Genomic DNA, 14,887 nt, shown 5'->3' with positions numbered 1-14,887 from the left:
CACCACTCATGCGATCGGAGCACCCGCCCTCGACGATCGAGGGCATGCCGATCTCCACACCGCCCGAGCCGCGCTCGCTCGCGATCCGGCCACCACACACCGGGTGGCGGGCATGATCGCCCTACCGACGGCTCCGCATCCGGCGGCCGCGCTCACCGATTACGAACAGCGCATGCTGCGCTCGATTCTCGGGAAGCTCGGGCTGGACGACCTCGGGCCGCACACCGGGCAGCGGGTGCTCGAGGTTGCGGAGTATCTGCGCCGCCGCCCCGGCGAAGGCATGCGCTGCCGGGATATCGGCCCGCTCGAGGTCGAAATCGACGGGCGCATCAAAGATTTGGGCGGTCCGGTCGCCCGGCGCATCATGGCGGCGCTCGCGCTCGCCGACGGCGCGGCGGTCCCCGACGACCGCCTGATCGACCAGGTGTGGGGCGAACGCCGACCCCACACCGCGATCAATACCCTGCGAGTCGCGGTCTGGCGCTTGCGCGCCGCCCTAGGCGACGAGGCGCGCACCCACCTGCAGCGCACCGCCGCCGGTTACGCGCTGACCCTCCCGCCCGACCGCACCGACCACGGCCGCTTCACCGCGCAGATCGAGCACGGCCGCACCCGACTGGCCGCCCACGATCCCCACGCCGCGATCGCCGCCTTCGAATCGGCCCTCGAGCTGTGGCGCGGAGATCCCTGGTCCGACCTCGCCTCGACACCCGAACTGGCCGGGGCCACAGCCAGATTGGCTGAACTCCGTGCCGTAGCGCTCGAGGAACTCCAGGCCGCCCGACTGGCCTGCGGCGACACCGTCACCGCCCTGGCCGCCCTACGCACCGCCCTCACCGACGCCCCCTACCGCGAACGCCGCTGGGAACTCCTGGCCCTGGCCCTCTACCGCAGCGGCCGCCAAGCCGAGGCCCTCGCCGAACTCCGCCGCCTCCGCACCCTCCTGATCCGCGACCTGGCCCTAGAACCCGGCCTCCCCCTCCAAACCCTCGAACACCGCATGCTCACCCAAGACCCCACCCTCCTAACCCCTCACGCCACCACCTGATCGTGCCGCCGCACGCAGTCGAGCAACCGAGGAATGACCTGCTCAGGTGTAGCCCACAGCATTTCGTGACCGCCCCCGGATCTAGTCGGTGTGAAGAACTTCTGCGGGATCGTGCGCGGTGGCGAAGCTCAGGATCCGGTTCAACACGGCCTCTTTGTCGCGGCCCTGGAAAAGCAGGCCGTGGGTTGCGCCCGGGTATATCTCCACCTCGCAGTGTGGAATCTGTTGGCGGGCACGGGCGGCGGCTGTCTCGGCATTGCCGAGAACCGACTCGGCTCCGTAGATGAGCAGGGTGGGTGCGGTGATCGATTGCAGTTCTTCGTCTTTCAGGCACTGTGGCCAGGGGGAGCGGGTTCGGTAGCCGAGTCCGGCTTTGGCACAGGCCATTTCCTCGTCGACCGGGATGTTGCCGGGCATCAGCCATTCGGCGGCTCGGCGCATGTTTCGCTCCGACGGCGGGATGGCGTAGCGAATCATCTTGAACAGCACGCGCCATGGCGTCTTGCCGACTGCTCCGCCGGGTTCGACCAACAACAAGCTACTGATCCGCTCCGATCCATCGACCCCGGCCATGAAGGCCCGCCACGCGCCATCGGAATAGCCCATGACGTGGGCGTGTGGCAGTTCGAGCGCCGCGAGTGTCTCGTCGAGCCAGATCGCGTAGTCGGCTCGGCCGGTGATGGCCTTGGTCTGCACGCTGAGCCCCGGACCGCCGATGATGTCGAGTGCGTAGACGGTCCGCTGCGCGGCCAGCCGCTCGATGATCGGATACCAGACCGCCCCATTGCCCATCACCGGCGGAATCAGGACGAGCGGCGCCCCCGACCCGGTGCCGCACTTGCGGAGATGTGTTGTTCCATACGAAGTTTCGACGTCGAACTCGGTGAACGGGACCGTCCACAGGTTCGACAGTGACGCATAAGCCTTCAGGTAGGCATCGCGCGCCGCCTCGCTCTTCCATCGCCCGATCTTGGCCATCGCGCCTCCCCTGTCATCCGCTTTGATGGTATGAACGTACCATAAAGATGGTATGGGCGTACCATCAAAAACTTCAACCTCGAGGAGACGCAGGGGAGCTGGGTGGATGCCGCGTTTGGTGGATCATGAGCAGCGGCGGCGGGAGATTACTGCTGCCGCTCGGAAGGTGATTGCCGCGGGCGGGCTGGATGCGGCGACGTTTCAGGCGGTGGCGGCCGAGGCTGGGGTTTCGGTGCGGCTCATTCAGTACTACTTCGGGAGCAAGCGGGAACTGATGCTCGCTACGCATCGGGCCGTGGTGGAGGATTGGGGGAAGGGGTTTGCGGAATCGGTGGGGGGGTTGGGGGTGGAGGCTTCGCCTCGGGAGGTGATTCGGGCGGTGGCGATGGGGCTGCTGCCGCTGGATGATGGTCGGCACCAGGATAATTTGGTGTTCGCGGCGTTCCATGCGGCGAATTTGACTGGGAATACCGTCACCTCGGACGAGATGATGGGGGCGCCGCGGTACCTGATCACCAGCTTCACCGAACAGGTGCGGCGTATGCGGCCCGACGAATCCGACACGCGCGCAATCGAGCTGGACGCGGAGTTGATCGTGCTCACGACCAGTGCCGTCAGTCAGGCGATTCTGGCGGGCGGTGCCACCCGGGAGCGGGCGGTCGAATTGCTCGACCACATGCTCGACCGGGTGTTCGCCTAGCTACTGGGATTCGATCTGGGCGCGGACGAAATCGACTACGGCGTCGGTGAATTCGTCGTTGGCGTCGCTGGCGGCGGTGTGGGCGGCGGTGCCGATCTCGGTGTAGTCGGCGTGGGGGACCAGGGCACGGAAGGCGGCGACGCCCTCCTCGCTGACCACGTCGGAGAGTGCGCCGCGCACCAGCAGGACCGGGATGGTCAGGTTGCGGGCGGCGTTCTCGAGCGCCTCGGTGTGTACGTCGATCTCCTCGCCGCGGCCGTCGCGCGGGCCGCCCATCATGGCCGGATCCCAGTGCCAGTACCAGCGGCCGTCACGCAGGCGCAGATTGCGTTGCAGCCCTTCGGGATTGCGGGGTCGGCGGCGGTGGGGGAGGTAGGCGGCGACGGCGTCGGCGGCCTCCTCGAGGCTGGCGAAGCCCTCCGGATTGCTGCTCAGGAAGTTGATGACGCGCTCGACGCCCTTGCGCTCGGGGCGCGGTACCACATCCACCAGCACCAGGCCGGTAATGCGTTCGCGCTCAGGATGGGTGGTGGCCATCAGCCCGGTGAGTCCACCCATGCTCGCGCCGACGATGAAGGCGGGCTGGTCGAGTTCGCGCAGCACGGCCATGAGGTCCTCGACCATGGCCTCGCGGCGGTAGTTGCCCTCGGGATCCCAATCGCTGTCGCCGTGTCCGCGCGCGTCGAGCAGGACCGCGTGCATTCCGGCCTTCGCCAGCGCTAGCCCGGAGTCCTTCCAGGAACCGCGGGTCTGCCCGCCGCCGTGTAGGAACACCACCAGCGGTCCGTCCTGGGGTCCCCAGCTGTCCCCGGCGATGGTGATGCCGCCGTAGCCGCGGAAGGAAACCCGGGCCGGTTCGGTGAATTCAGCGTCGTTGCTCACCCTTCGAGCATCGCACACGACGGTTTACGGTGTATGAAGACTGGCCGGTAGCCAGGATCGGGGGTCGTCCTCGGGAGCGAAGGCCAGCGTGCGCACGGGGTAGGGAATCTGAATGCCCTCTCTCCGGTAGCGCTTGTGCAGGGCCTTGATGAACTCGCTGACCAGCAGATACTGATCCTCGTAATGCCGGGTGCGCAGGACCACGCGGAACTCGATGCCGGACTCGCCGAAGGCGAAGAACCGCACGCGCGGATCGGCTCCGTCGAAACCGACGTCGAGTCCCTTCATCACCTGCTGCGCCACCTCCAAGGTCACCGCCTCGACCTGGTCGAGATCGCTGTCGTAGGCGGTGGAAACCTTGACCGTCACCGCCATGTCCTGTTCCGGGCGTTGGAAATTGGTGAGGATGGAATCGGCGAACTTGCGATTGGGCACGATGACGGAGTTGCCGGGGATGTCCGTGATGGTGGTGGTCCGCCAGTTCACATCGGTGATCCAGCCGGTCTCACCGCTGTCGATTTTCACGAAGTCACCGACCTGAATGGTCTTCGAGGCCAGAATATGCACGCCCGCGAACAGATTCGCCAGGGTGCCCTCGAGGGCCAGGGCGATGGCCAGCGCGCCGATGCCCAGCGCTCCGAGCAGCGGCGTGATCTGCACACCCACCGAGTCGAGGGTGATCAGCACGCCCAGAACGAATACGACGATGCGGGTGATGGTCGAGAACAGGCTGACCGAACCGGAAATGCCGGTAATCCGGCGCGCCACGGTGGTGACCACCTCCGCGGCCAGCCGTGCCAAGGCGTAGGTGATGGCGAGCATGAACGCCGCTTCGAGGACCTGGTGCACGGCGTGTGGTGAGAACGGTAGGCCGTTGGGCAGCGACAGTGCGATGAGTAGGCCGGTCAGCGAGCACAGCGGCATGGCCAGGTCGCGGGCCAATCCGAATCCCATGCGATGCACGGCCAGATTGCGGGCCGAGGTCCGGGCGGCGATTCGATCGATCAGCCTGCGGGCGAGAATCCCGGCGAAGGGGCCGAGTACCGCGACGGCCACGGTGATAGCCCAGATCAGCGGCTTGTTCATCCGAGAATTCCTTCCCAACGTCAGTGGTGGGTGGAACGCCTGCCGACAACTCTCGGATCATAGCGAGCGGTCGACGACCGCCAGGAGCAGGCATAGACAGGCCGCTACCAGCATGAATACGGCCAGATGATGCAGTCCGCCGATTCCCGAGCCGGGGGAGAGGAAGGCCCCGCTCGCGGCCGCCGCGCCGATCGCGCCGAAGTAGGAGAAGGTGCGCAGCAATCCGGCCGACGAACCGATGCGCTCCGGCTCGGCCTGGTGGTACAGCGCGTTCTGATTGGCCAGCGTATTGAGGCCCTGCGGAATGCCATTGAGGACGGCCGCGACCACCAGCAGCCACAGCGCGACCCCGGAGTGCAGCGTCAGCAGCAGGACCGTCATGGCCACCTGGAAGACGCTGCCGACGAGCAGCTTGCCGCGAATCGCCCTACTGCGTCCGGTGATTGCCGACACGGCGATGGCGGTCAGTGACATGGGCAGCAGAATCAGACCCGCCCCGGCCGCACTGAGTCGACGGCCTTCCTCGAGCCACTGCGTGAATCCGTAGAGGAAGCAGTAACCGACGATGCAGGTCAACAGATTCCGCGTGTAGGTGGCCAGCAGTGGCAGATTCCCACCCAGCAGCCGGACATCGAGAAACGGCTGCTCGACCCGCGATTCGCGCCACACCAGGACGACACCGGCCGCGACGGCCAGCGCGGGCAGATACCAGTGCGCCGCTTGCGGTTTCATCAAGAACAGCAGTGCCGTGATCAACATGGCCGTGAACAGCGCGATGCCGGGCAGGTCGAGAACACCGATCCGACCAGGCTGGGGCGCAGGCGTTTTCGCGATCCGCCGCCACCCGATGAGCAGGCACACCACCGCGAGCGGGAGGTTGATCGCGAAGGTCGCCCGCCAGCCACCCAGATGGATCAGTAAACCGCCCAGACTCGGGCCGATGACCGCGATCGTCTGATTGGCGACCGCCAGCGCGGCCAACACTCCGGCCGGACTGTCCTGCCCGGTGCGCTCGGACTCCGTGCGAATCAAATACATGGACGCGGGATAGCCCGCGCACGTGCCGAATCCGAGGATGACGCGGGCCAGCACCAGCACCCACAGGGCGGGCGCGACCATTCCGAGCACTCCGGCCAGGCCGGTGAGCGCCGCCCCGGTCAGATAGAGCGGTCGCGGACCGTAGAGATCGATGAGCCGCCCGACCACGGGCTGCCCGATGGCGGTGGCCAGGTAGAGCGCAGACACCAGCCACGCGGTCTCGGACGCGGGCGCGCCGAACGCCACCCCGATCGGCACCAGCGAGACCGCGATGATGGACGAATTGATCGGATTCAGAATCGAACTGGTGATCATGGGCACCAGCAGCCGCCGATCGAAACCGTCGGCTCGCCGCTGCCGGGTGCTCCGACGCAGCGTGGAAATCACTGCGGCCCCAGTCTTTCCAGCAGATCCAGGGCCGCCAGGACCGTCTGCCGCTCCGCCTCGGTGTACTTCTCTTCCAGGGCGGAGGCGAGCCACTCCTGTCCGGCCTGCGCCCGCCCGGCCATCAGCTCGACCCCGGCGGCGGTGAGGGAAACCAGTTGCCGCCGACCGTCTTTTGGATCGGGTCGGCGCTCCACGAAGCCGCGCTCGATCAGAATGCCGAGATGGGTGGCGATGGCCTGCGGTCGAACTCGCTCGGCCGCGGCGATCGCACTGGCGGTGGCATCGCCGCGCTTCAACCGGCTCAGCACCGACAGCTGCGAGGGCGTCAGCTCGAGATTGTCGGACGCTTCCAGAAATCGTCGTCGCAGGCGGCTGACCAGAACGCGGAGCTCACGGGCCGCCTGGATCGAGGAGTCGGAGAGAACCGTGGATGCATCGGACATACTCTCCACGGTAGATAGACAATCCAGATTGCGCAATTGAAATTGAACAACCTGGATTGTCTATTCCGGCACAGTCGGCCGGTCAGCTCGCGGGTGCTGGCTCGGCGTCGAGGTACTCCTCGCGAATCTGCTTGGGTCCGAACGGCCAGGTCTTCTCCACGCGCGCCCACAGCAGGAAGGCAGCGATCCCCAGGGCCGTCCACGCCAGCGACCACTCGATCGGATGCACCCCCGGATTCGCCTTGTCGGCGTACCCGTAGATGACCGCCCAGCCGATCGCCGCGACGACCGCGGGCAGCGGATACAGCAGCATCTTGTACGGCCGGGCCAACCGGGGCTGTCGCCGCCGCAGCACGACCACCGCCGCGATCTGCGCGAACGCCTGAACGATCACCATGACGGTGGTCAGCAACGAAATCAGCACGGCCAGCGGCGGATGCGTGGCCGAGGTGCCCACGTGGCGGGCGAGCACGAACCCGGCCGCGGTGATCACACCCATGACGATCAGCCCGAGCATCGGGAATTCGTGCTTGGGGTGCAGGCGGGCGAAGGACTTGAAGAACACCTTGTCGCGGGCCGCGTCGAACGGCACCCGGGACCCGCCGAGCAGTCCGGCGAAGACCGAGGCGAAGGCGGTGACGAGGATCAGCACTGTCACGACATTCGCCGCGCTCTTGCCCATCGTCTTCTCGAGCACCGCCGAGGCCACCGATTGCGAGGCGACATTGTTCGAGTCGAGCATGTCGTGCCAGTCGATGACGCCCAGCACCCCGATCTGCATGCCGAGGTAGATCACCATGACCGCGAGCACCGCGTAGATGATCGAGCGGGGGAGCACACGACCCGGATCCTTCAGCTCCGCACCGAGATACGCGGTGGTGTTGTAGCCGAGGTAGTCGTAGATGCCGATGGTCAGCCCGGAGGCGAAGCCCAGCCAGAAGCTGCCGCGCCCGAAGTCGATGGCGTGATCGGGCCAGGTGAACGCCATGCTCGGGTGAAAGTGGGTGAACGAGGCCAGGATCACCGCCGCCACCGACACGATCATGACCGCCCACATCACCACGGTGATCCGGCCGATGGAATCGATGCGCCGCCACAGCAGCACGAGCACGAGCGCGACCACGGCCAGTCCGACGATATCGCCCTGCGCAGTGGTCATGGACGGCCAGAGGTAGGTCAGGTACTGGACCAGGCCCTGCACGCCCGTCGACATGATCAGCGGAATGAAAAGTATTGCGGTCCAGACGAACAGGAACGGCATCAATCGCCCGGTCCGGTACTGGAACGCCTCGCGCAGATACACGTACGTCCCGCCCGCCCCGGGCATGGCCGCCCCGAGTTCGGCCCAGACGAGTCCGTCCACGAGGGCCAGGACCGCACCGGAGATGAATCCGATGACGGCGTGCGGCCCGCCGAAGGCCGCGACCATGAGCGGGATGGTGACGAAGGGTCCGATGCCGACCATCTGGCTCATATTGATGGTCGTGGCCTGGAAGAGGCCGATTCTTCGGGGCAAGGTGCGGGGGCCGGTCATGGCTGCCTCCGGGGCGCGCTGGGGCGTAAGGGTTTTGTAAAGTTAAATTCCTTTACTATCTGAGTCAAGGGGTGAGGCCGATTGTTTACAGTCGGCTCGATGACGCATCAGGATCGGAGTGCGATGGACGAACTCCCTTGGAACCGGCAGCGTTTGCGCAGCAACAACGAGTGGCTGCTGCTCGAGCAGCTGCGCACCGCGGGCCCCAGCTCCCGCGCCCAGCTGGCCCGCGACACCGGGCTGTCCAAACCGACGGTGTCCAGCGCCCTTGCCGCGCTGCAACAGCACGGGCTGGTGCGGGAAATGGGGACCGTGGTGCCCGAGCGCGGGCGCACCGCCGTGGTCTACGAACCCGATCCGACGGCGGGCTATGTGCTCGGCCTCGATGTCGGCCGTGCGTTCCTGCGCACGGCCGTGGCGGACATGTCGGGAACGGTGCTGGCGCGCACCGACATCCCGAACCGGGCTCGCACCGCCACCGCCCTGGCCCAGCTCGCCTCCGAGGCCGTGCGCGAAACCCTCGGTGACGCCGAGGTTTCCGTGGATCGCGTCGTCCACACCGTGCTGGGCAGCCCCGGCGTCTTCGACCCCCAGGACGGCCGCATGCACTACGCGGTCAACCTCCCCGGCTGGGGCCGCGCCGGTCTGCTGGACGAACTCCGCGACGCCCTCGGTGTCTCCGACCTGTCGGTCCACAATGACGCCAATCTCGCCGCCCTCGGCGAATACGCGCACGGCGGCGGTCGCGGCAGTCGCCTGTTCGTCTACGTCCTCATCGGCACCGGCCTGGGTGTCGGAATCGTCTCCCGCGGTGAGCTTTTCACCGGAGCCCACGGCGCGGCGGGCGAGGTGGGTTTCCTCCCCGCCGCCTTCGGCGACCCGGCCGCCGGGGCATCCCGCCGTGGCGCGCTCGAGGAGGCCGTCACCGCCGACGCGGTGGTCCGCGCCGCCCGCGAGCGCGGCATGACCGGCCGCCTCACCGCCAAACGAGTCTTCGACGCCGCCCGGGCGGGCGATCCCCTGGCTACCGACGTGGTCCGTCAGGAAGGAGAACGAATCGCCCTGGTGGTAGCCGCCGTCACCGCAGTCCTCGACCCCGATGTGATCGTGGTGGGCGGCGGCCTCGGCCGCAGCGCCGACCTCCTGCTCGATCAGGTCCGAACCGCCCTCGAACGCACCACCCCCCTGCGCCCAACCGTCCGCCCGAGCGAATTGGGCGACGACGCAGTCCTTCTGGGCGCCCTGGCCACCGCCCTCCGCACCGCCCGCCCCCAGGTCTTCGACCGCCGCACCCCGGCCGCCCACTGAGGGGAGATCGACCGGAGGCTGCGGACCCCGCTGCGGCGTAGGATGACAGGACGAATCGTGGTGGGTCGCAACCGAAGGGCTGAGGGAGGGATCGTGGGCGGTTTCGAAGGCACTCCGAAAGATTTGGTGGAGAGGCTGTTTCGGGGGCTGGCGGCTCGGGATGCCGATGCGTTCGCCGAATTCATGGCCGTGGACGGGGTTGTGGAGTTTCCCTACCGGTTGCCGGAGCTGCCGGCTCGGGTGGAGGGGCGGGAGGCCATTCGGGAATTTCTCGCGGTGGCGTGGAAGGAGCCGGTCGGCGAGGTGCACGAGACCTTTCCCCGGGTTTACGAGACCGTTGATCCGGAGCTGTTTTTCGTCGAGAACGAGGTGGACAGGACGCTGCCGAACGCGGAGCGGGAACGAGTGCCCGCCTCCATCAATGTGGTTCGGGTTCGCGACGGCGAGGTGACACTGTTTCGGGACTATCTCGACACCGCACGCCTCGCGGGAATTCTCGACCGGGCATGAAGCTGACCGATACGTTCGAATGGAACGGACGGGAAATCGCTTGGGGGCGGGCCGGATCGGGGCCCGCGGTGGTGTTTTGTCATGGGACGCCGTTCTCTTCGCGGGTGTGGTCGCGATACGCGGAGGCATTCGCGTCGAAATACGCCGTGTACCTGTGGGATATGCCGGGGTACGGGGAATCGTCGAAACATGCTGAGCACGCGGTGGATTTCGGGGCGCAGGCCGAGGCGTTCGCGGCGTTGCTGGGGCATTGGGGGCTGGAGCGGCCGCAGGTGATCGCGCACGACTTCGGTGGCGCGGTGGCCTTGCGGGCGATGCTGCGGCACGGCCGTGCATTCGGATCGCTCATGCTGGTGGATGTCGTGGCGATTCCACCGAGCGGGTCGCCGTTCTTCAAGTTCGTGCAGAGCCATCCGGACGTGCTGGGGGAGTTGCCCGGATACATCCACGAGGCTGTCGTGCGCGCGTACATCAGCGGCGCGGCACACCATCGGCTCCCGGCCGAGCGGCTCGAGGAGCTCGTCGCACCGTGGCTCGGTCCGGAGGGGCAGCCGGCGTTCTACCGGCAGATCGCGCAGTACGACGAGTCGTACCTGATCGACAATGAGGCCCGGCTCGGCGCGGCGACCCTGCCCACCCACGTCGTGTGGGCCGAGAACGATGCCTGGATTCCGGTCGATACCGGTCGGCGGCTCGCGGGCCTGCTGCCGAATACGAGATTCACGACCGTTCCCGACGCGGGTCACCTCATCCAGTACGACGCCCCCGTGGCGCTAACCGCGCTCGTCTCCACCTGGCTCGACAGCCACGCGGGCTGAACCCGACCGCGGTTCTCGAAGATGGACGAGGATGAGGCCGACCGCGGCGATGAGGAAGTTCTGTAGCGCGGCGGAGGAGGCGTTGACCTCCTTGTTCGCCCACATGCGGAACCACTCGCCGCCGATCGTCAAGAACCCGCCGAAGAACAGCAGCACGGCCATCATCCAGCCCAGACTCGACAGCCGCACGGCCAGTTCGTCGTTCGCGCCCGCCCGCAATGCCCGAATCCAGGCGATCGTCGCACCGACCATGACGAACGCGATCGAGAACTCCCAGATCACGATGAGAATGTAGGCGATCAGCACGACGGTGGAGTTGTGAATGGCATGCCAGTCCGTGCTCGCATCGTGAATCGTCTTGTCCATCGAGAACACCGCCGCCACACCGCGCCGATTGGTATGCGGATCAGTGCAATTCGTGATGGCGACGATCAGGTAGTACAGCGCCGTAATGCCCGCCAGCACCGCCACCGCCGCCCGCCGACTCCCGCCCACCTCGAGGAACCTCATCAGCATCCTCATGCGGTCCATCATCCCCGAGAATCGACGACGGCCGGGCCGGTTCGGCTAGGCGTCCGCGACCACCGCGCCCAGATTGTCCAACTCATTGGATCTTCCGGCCACGATCCGCTGCGTCCATTCCTCGTCGTGCAGGGGCTCGAGGGTCATGACCACCCGGACACCCTCCGCGACGGGAGTGAGCTCCACGGTGGTGAGGTGGTCATAGGGCGCGTGGCCGGGAACGAAATCGATGTGCGAGGTGTAGCCCAGCCGCCGCACGGGCTCGACCTCGGTGAAGGTCTTACGTGAGGTCGTGGCCAAGGGCATGCCCGCGGACTTCATGAACTCGATCTGCTCGGGGGCGGTCGCGGTCATGGTGTAGACCAGCCCGCCGCCGGCCTTGACCTCGATCTCGTCGACGTGGACCTCGAAACCGTCCGGTGCCCACCAGCTGGCGATGCCGTCGGGAGTCGTCCACAGCTCCCAAATGCGTTCGGCCGTCGCCGGGTAGGTGCGCTCGAGCACGATGGTGTCGGTCATCGGGGTCTCCTGTTCGTGAGAGTTCACGATCGTCGACGGTCGCCGTCACCGAAACTAATCGGTCCGATGTCCGTTCGCTCCGGATTTCCGGCACCGCGGGGTGAACCAGGCCACAGCCGGGGTTGCCGAGGGGGTGCCGGGTCAAACGGCCGTGAGGGCGCTGGTAGGGTTCATCGGCGAAAGACATCCTTTAACGGACCGTCCCGTGAGGCGGGGAAGGAGGTCGGCATGGCTGTGCCCGAAGACCGGGCAGCCAAGTCGAGCGCTGCCGAATTCTCGCAGCGGCACGACCCCGAGCGGGTCCAGGCCGGACGCGAGCTGCTTTCCGATTCGGATGTCGGCCGGACCATCGCGCGCATGGCGCACCAGATCATCGAGAAGACCGATCTCGGGGATCCGGATGCTGCCCGGGTGGTGTTGATCGGAATTCCCACCCGCGGAACCACTCTGGCCCATCGCCTGGCGGGCCGGATCGAGGAGTTCTCCGGCGTGCGCCCCGCGATCGGCTCCCTCGACATCACCCTCTACCGCGATGACCTGCGCTCCAAGCCGCACCGTCCGCTCGAGCGGACCTCGGTGCCCGAGGGCGGGATCGACGGCTCCCTCGTCGTGCTGGTCGACGATGTCCTGTTCTCCGGCCGCACCGTCCGCTCCGCGCTGGACGGGCTGCGCGATCTGGGCCGCCCGCGCGCGGTGCAACTCGCCGTGCTCATCGATCGCGGCCATCGCGAACTTCCCATCCGCGCCGACTATGTCGGCAAGAACGTCCCCACCGCGCGCACCGAGGACATCTCGGTGCTGCTGCGCGAGCACGACGGCCGCGACGGTGTGTACCTGCGTCAGGAGAGTGACAAGTGAAGCATCTGCTGTCGGTCACCGACCTCGACCGGGCCGCTGCCACCGGTTTGCTGGACGAGGCTGAGCGCTTCGAGCAGGCGCTGCTGGGCCGCGAGGTCAAGAAGCTGCCGACGCTGCGCGGGCGCACCGTCATGACGGTGTTCTTCGAGAACTCCACCCGCACCCGGGTCTCCTTCGAGGTGGCGGGCAAGTGGATGAGCGCCGACGTCATCAATGTGAGCGCGTCGAGTTCCTCTGTCTCCAAGGGCGAATCGCTGCGTGACACCGCGCTGACCCTGCACGCGGCGGGCGCGGACGCGCTCATCGTGCGGCACCCGGCCTCCGGCGCGGCGCATCAGATCGCGCGCTGGTTCGCCGAAATGGACGAGGCCGCAAGCGGTTACGCCGGTCCCGGACCCGCCGTCATCAATGCCGGTGACGGCATGCACGAGCACCCCACCCAGGCGCTGCTCGACGCCCTGACCCTGCGCCAGCGCCTCGGCGACCTGGAGGGCAAGCGGGTCGTGCTGGTCGGCGACATCCTGCACAGCCGGGTGGCGCGCTCGAATGCCTTCCTGCTCAGCACCCTCGGCGCCGAGGTGGTGCTGGTCGCGCCGCGCACCCTGCTGCCGATCGGCGTCGAATCCTGGCCGGTGCGGATCTCCGATTCCCTGGACGCCGAGCTGCCGGGCGCGGACGCGGTCATGATGCTGCGCGTGCAGGCCGAGCGCATGAACGGCGGCTTCTTCCCGTCGGCGCGCGAGTACTCGATCCGCTACGGCCTGTCCGAGCGTCGCCTGAAGATGCTCGACGAGAACGCGGTCGTGCTGCATCCGGGTCCGATGCTGCGCGGCATGGAAATCGGCTTCACCGTGGCCGACTCCCCGAAAGCGGCTGTCCTGCAACAGGTCAACAACGGTGTCCATATGAGAATGGCGGTGCTGTTCCGCCTGCTGGTCGGAACCGACGAGGTGGTGGCATGAGCGTCCTGATCAAGAATGTCCGTCTGTACGGCGAAGGCGACGCGGTCGACGTGCTGCTCGCCGACAGCGAGATCCGTGAGATCGGCGCGGGGCTGCAGGCCGACGACGCCGACATCGTGGATGGCACCGGGCAGTTCCTGCTGCCGGGCTTCATCGACCTGCACACGCACCTGCGTGAGCCGGGCCGCGAAGACACCGAGACCATCGAAACCGGTTCCGCCGCAGCCGCTCTGGGCGGCTACACCGCCGTGTTCGCCATGGCCAACACCAGCCCGGTCGCCGACAACGCGGTCATCACCGACCACGTGTGGAAGCGCGGCCAGGAGGTCGGCCTGGTCGACGTGTACCCGGTCGGCGCGGTCACCGTGGGCCTCGAGGGCAAGCAGCTCGCCGAAATGGGCACCATGGCAGCCGGTCTCGGCGCGGTGCGCATGTTCTCCGACGACGGCATGTGCGTCTACGACCCGCTGATCATGCGCCGCGCGCTGGAGTACGCGAACTCCCTGGGCGTGCTCATCGCCCAGCACGCCGAGGAGCCGCGCCTGACCAAGGGCGCTGTCGCGCACGAGGGTCCGACCGCCGCCCGCCTGGGCCTGGCCGGATGGCCGCGCGCCGCCGAGGAGTCGATCGTGGCCCGCGACGCGCTGCTGGCCCGCGATGCCGGTGCGCGCGTGCACATCTGCCACGCCTCCACCGCCGGTACCGTCGAACTGCTGAAATGGGCCAAGGCGCAAGGCATTTCGATCACCGCCGAGGTCACCCCGCATCACCTGCTGCTCGATGACTCGCGCCTGGAGACCTACGACGCGGTCAACCGGGTGAACCCGCCGCTGCGCGAGGCCTCCGACGTGGCCGCGCTGCGCCAGGCCCTCGCCGAGGGCGTCATCGACTGCGTGGCCACCGACCACGCCCCGCACGCCGACCAGGACAAGTGCTGCGAATTCGCCGCCGCCCGTCCCGGCATGCTGGGCCTGGAGACCGCGCTGTCGATCATCGTGGAGACCATGGTCAAGCCCGGACTGCTCGACTGGCGCGGCGTCGCCAAGGTCATGAGCGAGAACCCGGCCAAGATCGTGGGCCTGGACGATCAGGGCCGACCGCTGCAGGTCGGCGAACCCGCCAACCTGGTGCTGATCGACCCGGCCGCCGAATGGACGGTCGAGGCCAAGGACTTGGCCTCCATCGCCCGCAACACGCCCTACCAGGCGATGACCCTGCCCGCGAAGGTGACCGCCACCTTCCTGCGCGGCAAGGCCACCGCCCGGGACGGCAAGATCGTCGCCGGTTAGCGGCG

General features: G+C 67.5%; 16 protein-coding genes. 8 read left to right on the top strand and 8 right to left on the bottom strand.

From position 1 onward, the window contains the following. Positions 1–112 precede the first annotated feature (112 nt). On the top strand, positions 113–1,048 hold the full coding sequence (locus tag VMT65_RS10410; protein WP_326307865.1) for an AfsR/SARP family transcriptional regulator: 936 nt from the start codon (positions 113–115) through the stop codon (positions 1,046–1,048). An 81-nt stretch (positions 1,049–1,129) separates the two neighbouring features. On the opposite strand, the gene VMT65_RS10405 is transcribed toward VMT65_RS10410, so the two are convergent. After that, positions 1,130–2,026, bottom strand: a complete 897-nt coding sequence (locus VMT65_RS10405; protein ID WP_326307864.1) for an alpha/beta fold hydrolase — start codon at positions 2,024–2,026, stop codon at positions 1,130–1,132. Positions 2,027–2,132: 106 nt separating this feature from the next. Here VMT65_RS10405 and VMT65_RS10400 point away from each other — a divergent pair, with 106 nt between their 5' ends. Next, a complete protein-coding gene (locus VMT65_RS10400; RefSeq protein WP_326307863.1) occupies positions 2,133–2,726 on the top strand; it encodes a TetR/AcrR family transcriptional regulator in 594 nt (197 codons plus the stop codon). Here VMT65_RS10400 and VMT65_RS10395 read toward each other — a convergent pair whose 3' ends face one another. From VMT65_RS10395 to VMT65_RS10375, 5 genes are all read right to left on the bottom strand, one after another. Then, on the bottom strand, positions 2,727–3,608 hold the full coding sequence (locus VMT65_RS10395) for an alpha/beta fold hydrolase (protein ID WP_326307862.1): 882 nt from the start codon (positions 3,606–3,608) through the stop codon (positions 2,727–2,729). A 24-nt stretch (positions 3,609–3,632) separates the two neighbouring features. Continuing rightward, the gene (locus VMT65_RS10390) at positions 3,633–4,694 is read right to left on the bottom strand and encodes a mechanosensitive ion channel family protein (protein WP_326307861.1); all 1,062 of its coding nucleotides are present in this window, start codon (positions 4,692–4,694) and stop codon (positions 3,633–3,635) included. Positions 4,695–4,751: 57 nt separating this feature from the next. Continuing rightward, positions 4,752–6,119, bottom strand: coding sequence for an MFS transporter (locus VMT65_RS10385; RefSeq protein ID WP_326307860.1), 1,368 nt, complete (start codon positions 6,117–6,119; stop codon positions 4,752–4,754). Next, the gene (locus tag VMT65_RS10380) at positions 6,116–6,562 is read right to left on the bottom strand and encodes a MarR family winged helix-turn-helix transcriptional regulator (protein WP_326307859.1); all 447 of its coding nucleotides are present in this window, start codon (positions 6,560–6,562) and stop codon (positions 6,116–6,118) included. Before VMT65_RS10380 ends, VMT65_RS10385 begins: the two co-directional genes overlap by 4 nt. Positions 6,563–6,644: 82 nt before the next feature. After that, positions 6,645–8,096 carry an APC family permease gene (locus VMT65_RS10375; RefSeq protein ID WP_326307858.1) on the bottom strand — a complete coding sequence of 484 codons (1,452 nt, stop codon included), beginning with the start codon at positions 8,094–8,096 and terminating at the stop codon, positions 6,645–6,647. Positions 8,097–8,195: 99 nt separating this feature from the next. Here VMT65_RS10375 and VMT65_RS10370 point away from each other — a divergent pair, with 99 nt between their 5' ends. The 3 genes from VMT65_RS10370 to VMT65_RS10360 are packed head-to-tail and all read left to right on the top strand — an operon-like array spanning position 8,196 to position 10,732. Next, positions 8,196–9,404, top strand: coding sequence for an ROK family transcriptional regulator (locus VMT65_RS10370; RefSeq protein WP_326307857.1), 1,209 nt, complete (start codon positions 8,196–8,198; stop codon positions 9,402–9,404). Between the two features lie 57 nt (positions 9,405–9,461). After that, positions 9,462–9,914: a nuclear transport factor 2 family protein gene (locus VMT65_RS10365; RefSeq protein ID WP_326307856.1), complete on the top strand. Its 453-nt coding sequence runs from the start codon at positions 9,462–9,464 to the stop codon at positions 9,912–9,914. Continuing rightward, on the top strand, positions 9,911–10,732 hold the full coding sequence (locus VMT65_RS10360) for an alpha/beta fold hydrolase (protein WP_326307855.1): 822 nt from the start codon (positions 9,911–9,913) through the stop codon (positions 10,730–10,732). Before VMT65_RS10365 ends, VMT65_RS10360 begins: the two co-directional genes overlap by 4 nt. Here the strand turns inward: VMT65_RS10360 and VMT65_RS10355 are convergent. Together VMT65_RS10355 and VMT65_RS10350 are read right to left on the bottom strand one after the other, a co-directional pair. Continuing rightward, positions 10,688–11,254: a DUF2165 domain-containing protein gene (locus VMT65_RS10355; protein ID WP_326307854.1), complete on the bottom strand. Its 567-nt coding sequence runs from the start codon at positions 11,252–11,254 to the stop codon at positions 10,688–10,690. The two genes, VMT65_RS10360 and VMT65_RS10355, sit on opposite strands and share 45 nt — an antisense overlap. Before the next feature lie 45 nt (positions 11,255–11,299). Beyond that, a complete protein-coding gene (locus tag VMT65_RS10350; RefSeq protein WP_326307853.1) occupies positions 11,300–11,773 on the bottom strand; it encodes an SRPBCC family protein in 474 nt (157 codons plus the stop codon). A 228-nt stretch (positions 11,774–12,001) separates the two neighbouring features. On the opposite strand from VMT65_RS10350, the gene pyrR reads away from it, so the two are divergent. Genes pyrR through VMT65_RS10335 form a run of 3 tightly spaced genes read left to right on the top strand, consistent with a single transcriptional unit; the run spans position 12,002 to position 14,882 of the window. After that, positions 12,002–12,631, top strand: coding sequence for a bifunctional pyr operon transcriptional regulator/uracil phosphoribosyltransferase PyrR (gene pyrR, locus VMT65_RS10345; protein WP_326307852.1), 630 nt, complete (start codon positions 12,002–12,004; stop codon positions 12,629–12,631). Then, the gene (locus tag VMT65_RS10340; RefSeq protein WP_326307851.1) at positions 12,628–13,593 is read left to right on the top strand and encodes an aspartate carbamoyltransferase catalytic subunit; all 966 of its coding nucleotides are present in this window, start codon (positions 12,628–12,630) and stop codon (positions 13,591–13,593) included. Before pyrR ends, VMT65_RS10340 begins: the two co-directional genes overlap by 4 nt. Next, positions 13,590–14,882: a dihydroorotase gene (locus VMT65_RS10335; RefSeq protein ID WP_326307850.1), complete on the top strand. Its 1,293-nt coding sequence runs from the start codon at positions 13,590–13,592 to the stop codon at positions 14,880–14,882. The genes VMT65_RS10340 and VMT65_RS10335 overlap by 4 nt, the downstream gene beginning before the upstream one ends. Positions 14,883–14,887: the final 5 nt, after the last annotated feature.

It is taken from the genome of Nocardia sp. CDC153 (genome assembly GCF_035818515.1).
In the GTDB taxonomy this organism is placed as follows: domain Bacteria; phylum Actinomycetota; class Actinomycetes; order Mycobacteriales; family Mycobacteriaceae; genus Nocardia.
This window is presented reverse-complemented; position numbering and strand designations above follow the sequence as displayed.

Excerpts from the sequence above, each read along its gene's own strand:
- VMT65_RS10360 (WP_326307855.1), top strand. The coding sequence starts at position 9,911 with ATGAAGCTGACCGATACGTTCGAATGGAACGGACGGGAAATCGCTTGG.
- VMT65_RS10405 (WP_326307864.1), bottom strand. The coding sequence starts at position 2,026 with ATGGCCAAGATCGGGCGATGGAAGAGCGAGGCGGCGCGCGATGCCTAC.
- VMT65_RS10350 (WP_326307853.1), bottom strand. The coding sequence starts at position 11,773 with ATGACCGACACCATCGTGCTCGAGCGCACCTACCCGGCGACGGCCGAA.
- VMT65_RS10400 (WP_326307863.1), top strand. The coding sequence starts at position 2,133 with ATGCCGCGTTTGGTGGATCATGAGCAGCGGCGGCGGGAGATTACTGCT.
- VMT65_RS10380 (WP_326307859.1), bottom strand. The coding sequence starts at position 6,562 with ATGTCCGATGCATCCACGGTTCTCTCCGACTCCTCGATCCAGGCGGCC.
- VMT65_RS10410 (WP_326307865.1), top strand. The coding sequence starts at position 113 with ATGATCGCCCTACCGACGGCTCCGCATCCGGCGGCCGCGCTCACCGAT.
- VMT65_RS10375 (WP_326307858.1), bottom strand. The coding sequence starts at position 8,096 with ATGACCGGCCCCCGCACCTTGCCCCGAAGAATCGGCCTCTTCCAGGCC.
- VMT65_RS10335 (WP_326307850.1), top strand. The coding sequence starts at position 13,590 with ATGAGCGTCCTGATCAAGAATGTCCGTCTGTACGGCGAAGGCGACGCG.
- VMT65_RS10370 (WP_326307857.1), top strand. The coding sequence starts at position 8,196 with ATGACGCATCAGGATCGGAGTGCGATGGACGAACTCCCTTGGAACCGG.
- pyrR (WP_326307852.1), top strand. The coding sequence starts at position 12,002 with ATGGCTGTGCCCGAAGACCGGGCAGCCAAGTCGAGCGCTGCCGAATTC.
- VMT65_RS10355 (WP_326307854.1), bottom strand. The coding sequence starts at position 11,254 with ATGAGGATGCTGATGAGGTTCCTCGAGGTGGGCGGGAGTCGGCGGGCG.
- VMT65_RS10390 (WP_326307861.1), bottom strand. The coding sequence starts at position 4,694 with ATGAACAAGCCGCTGATCTGGGCTATCACCGTGGCCGTCGCGGTACTC.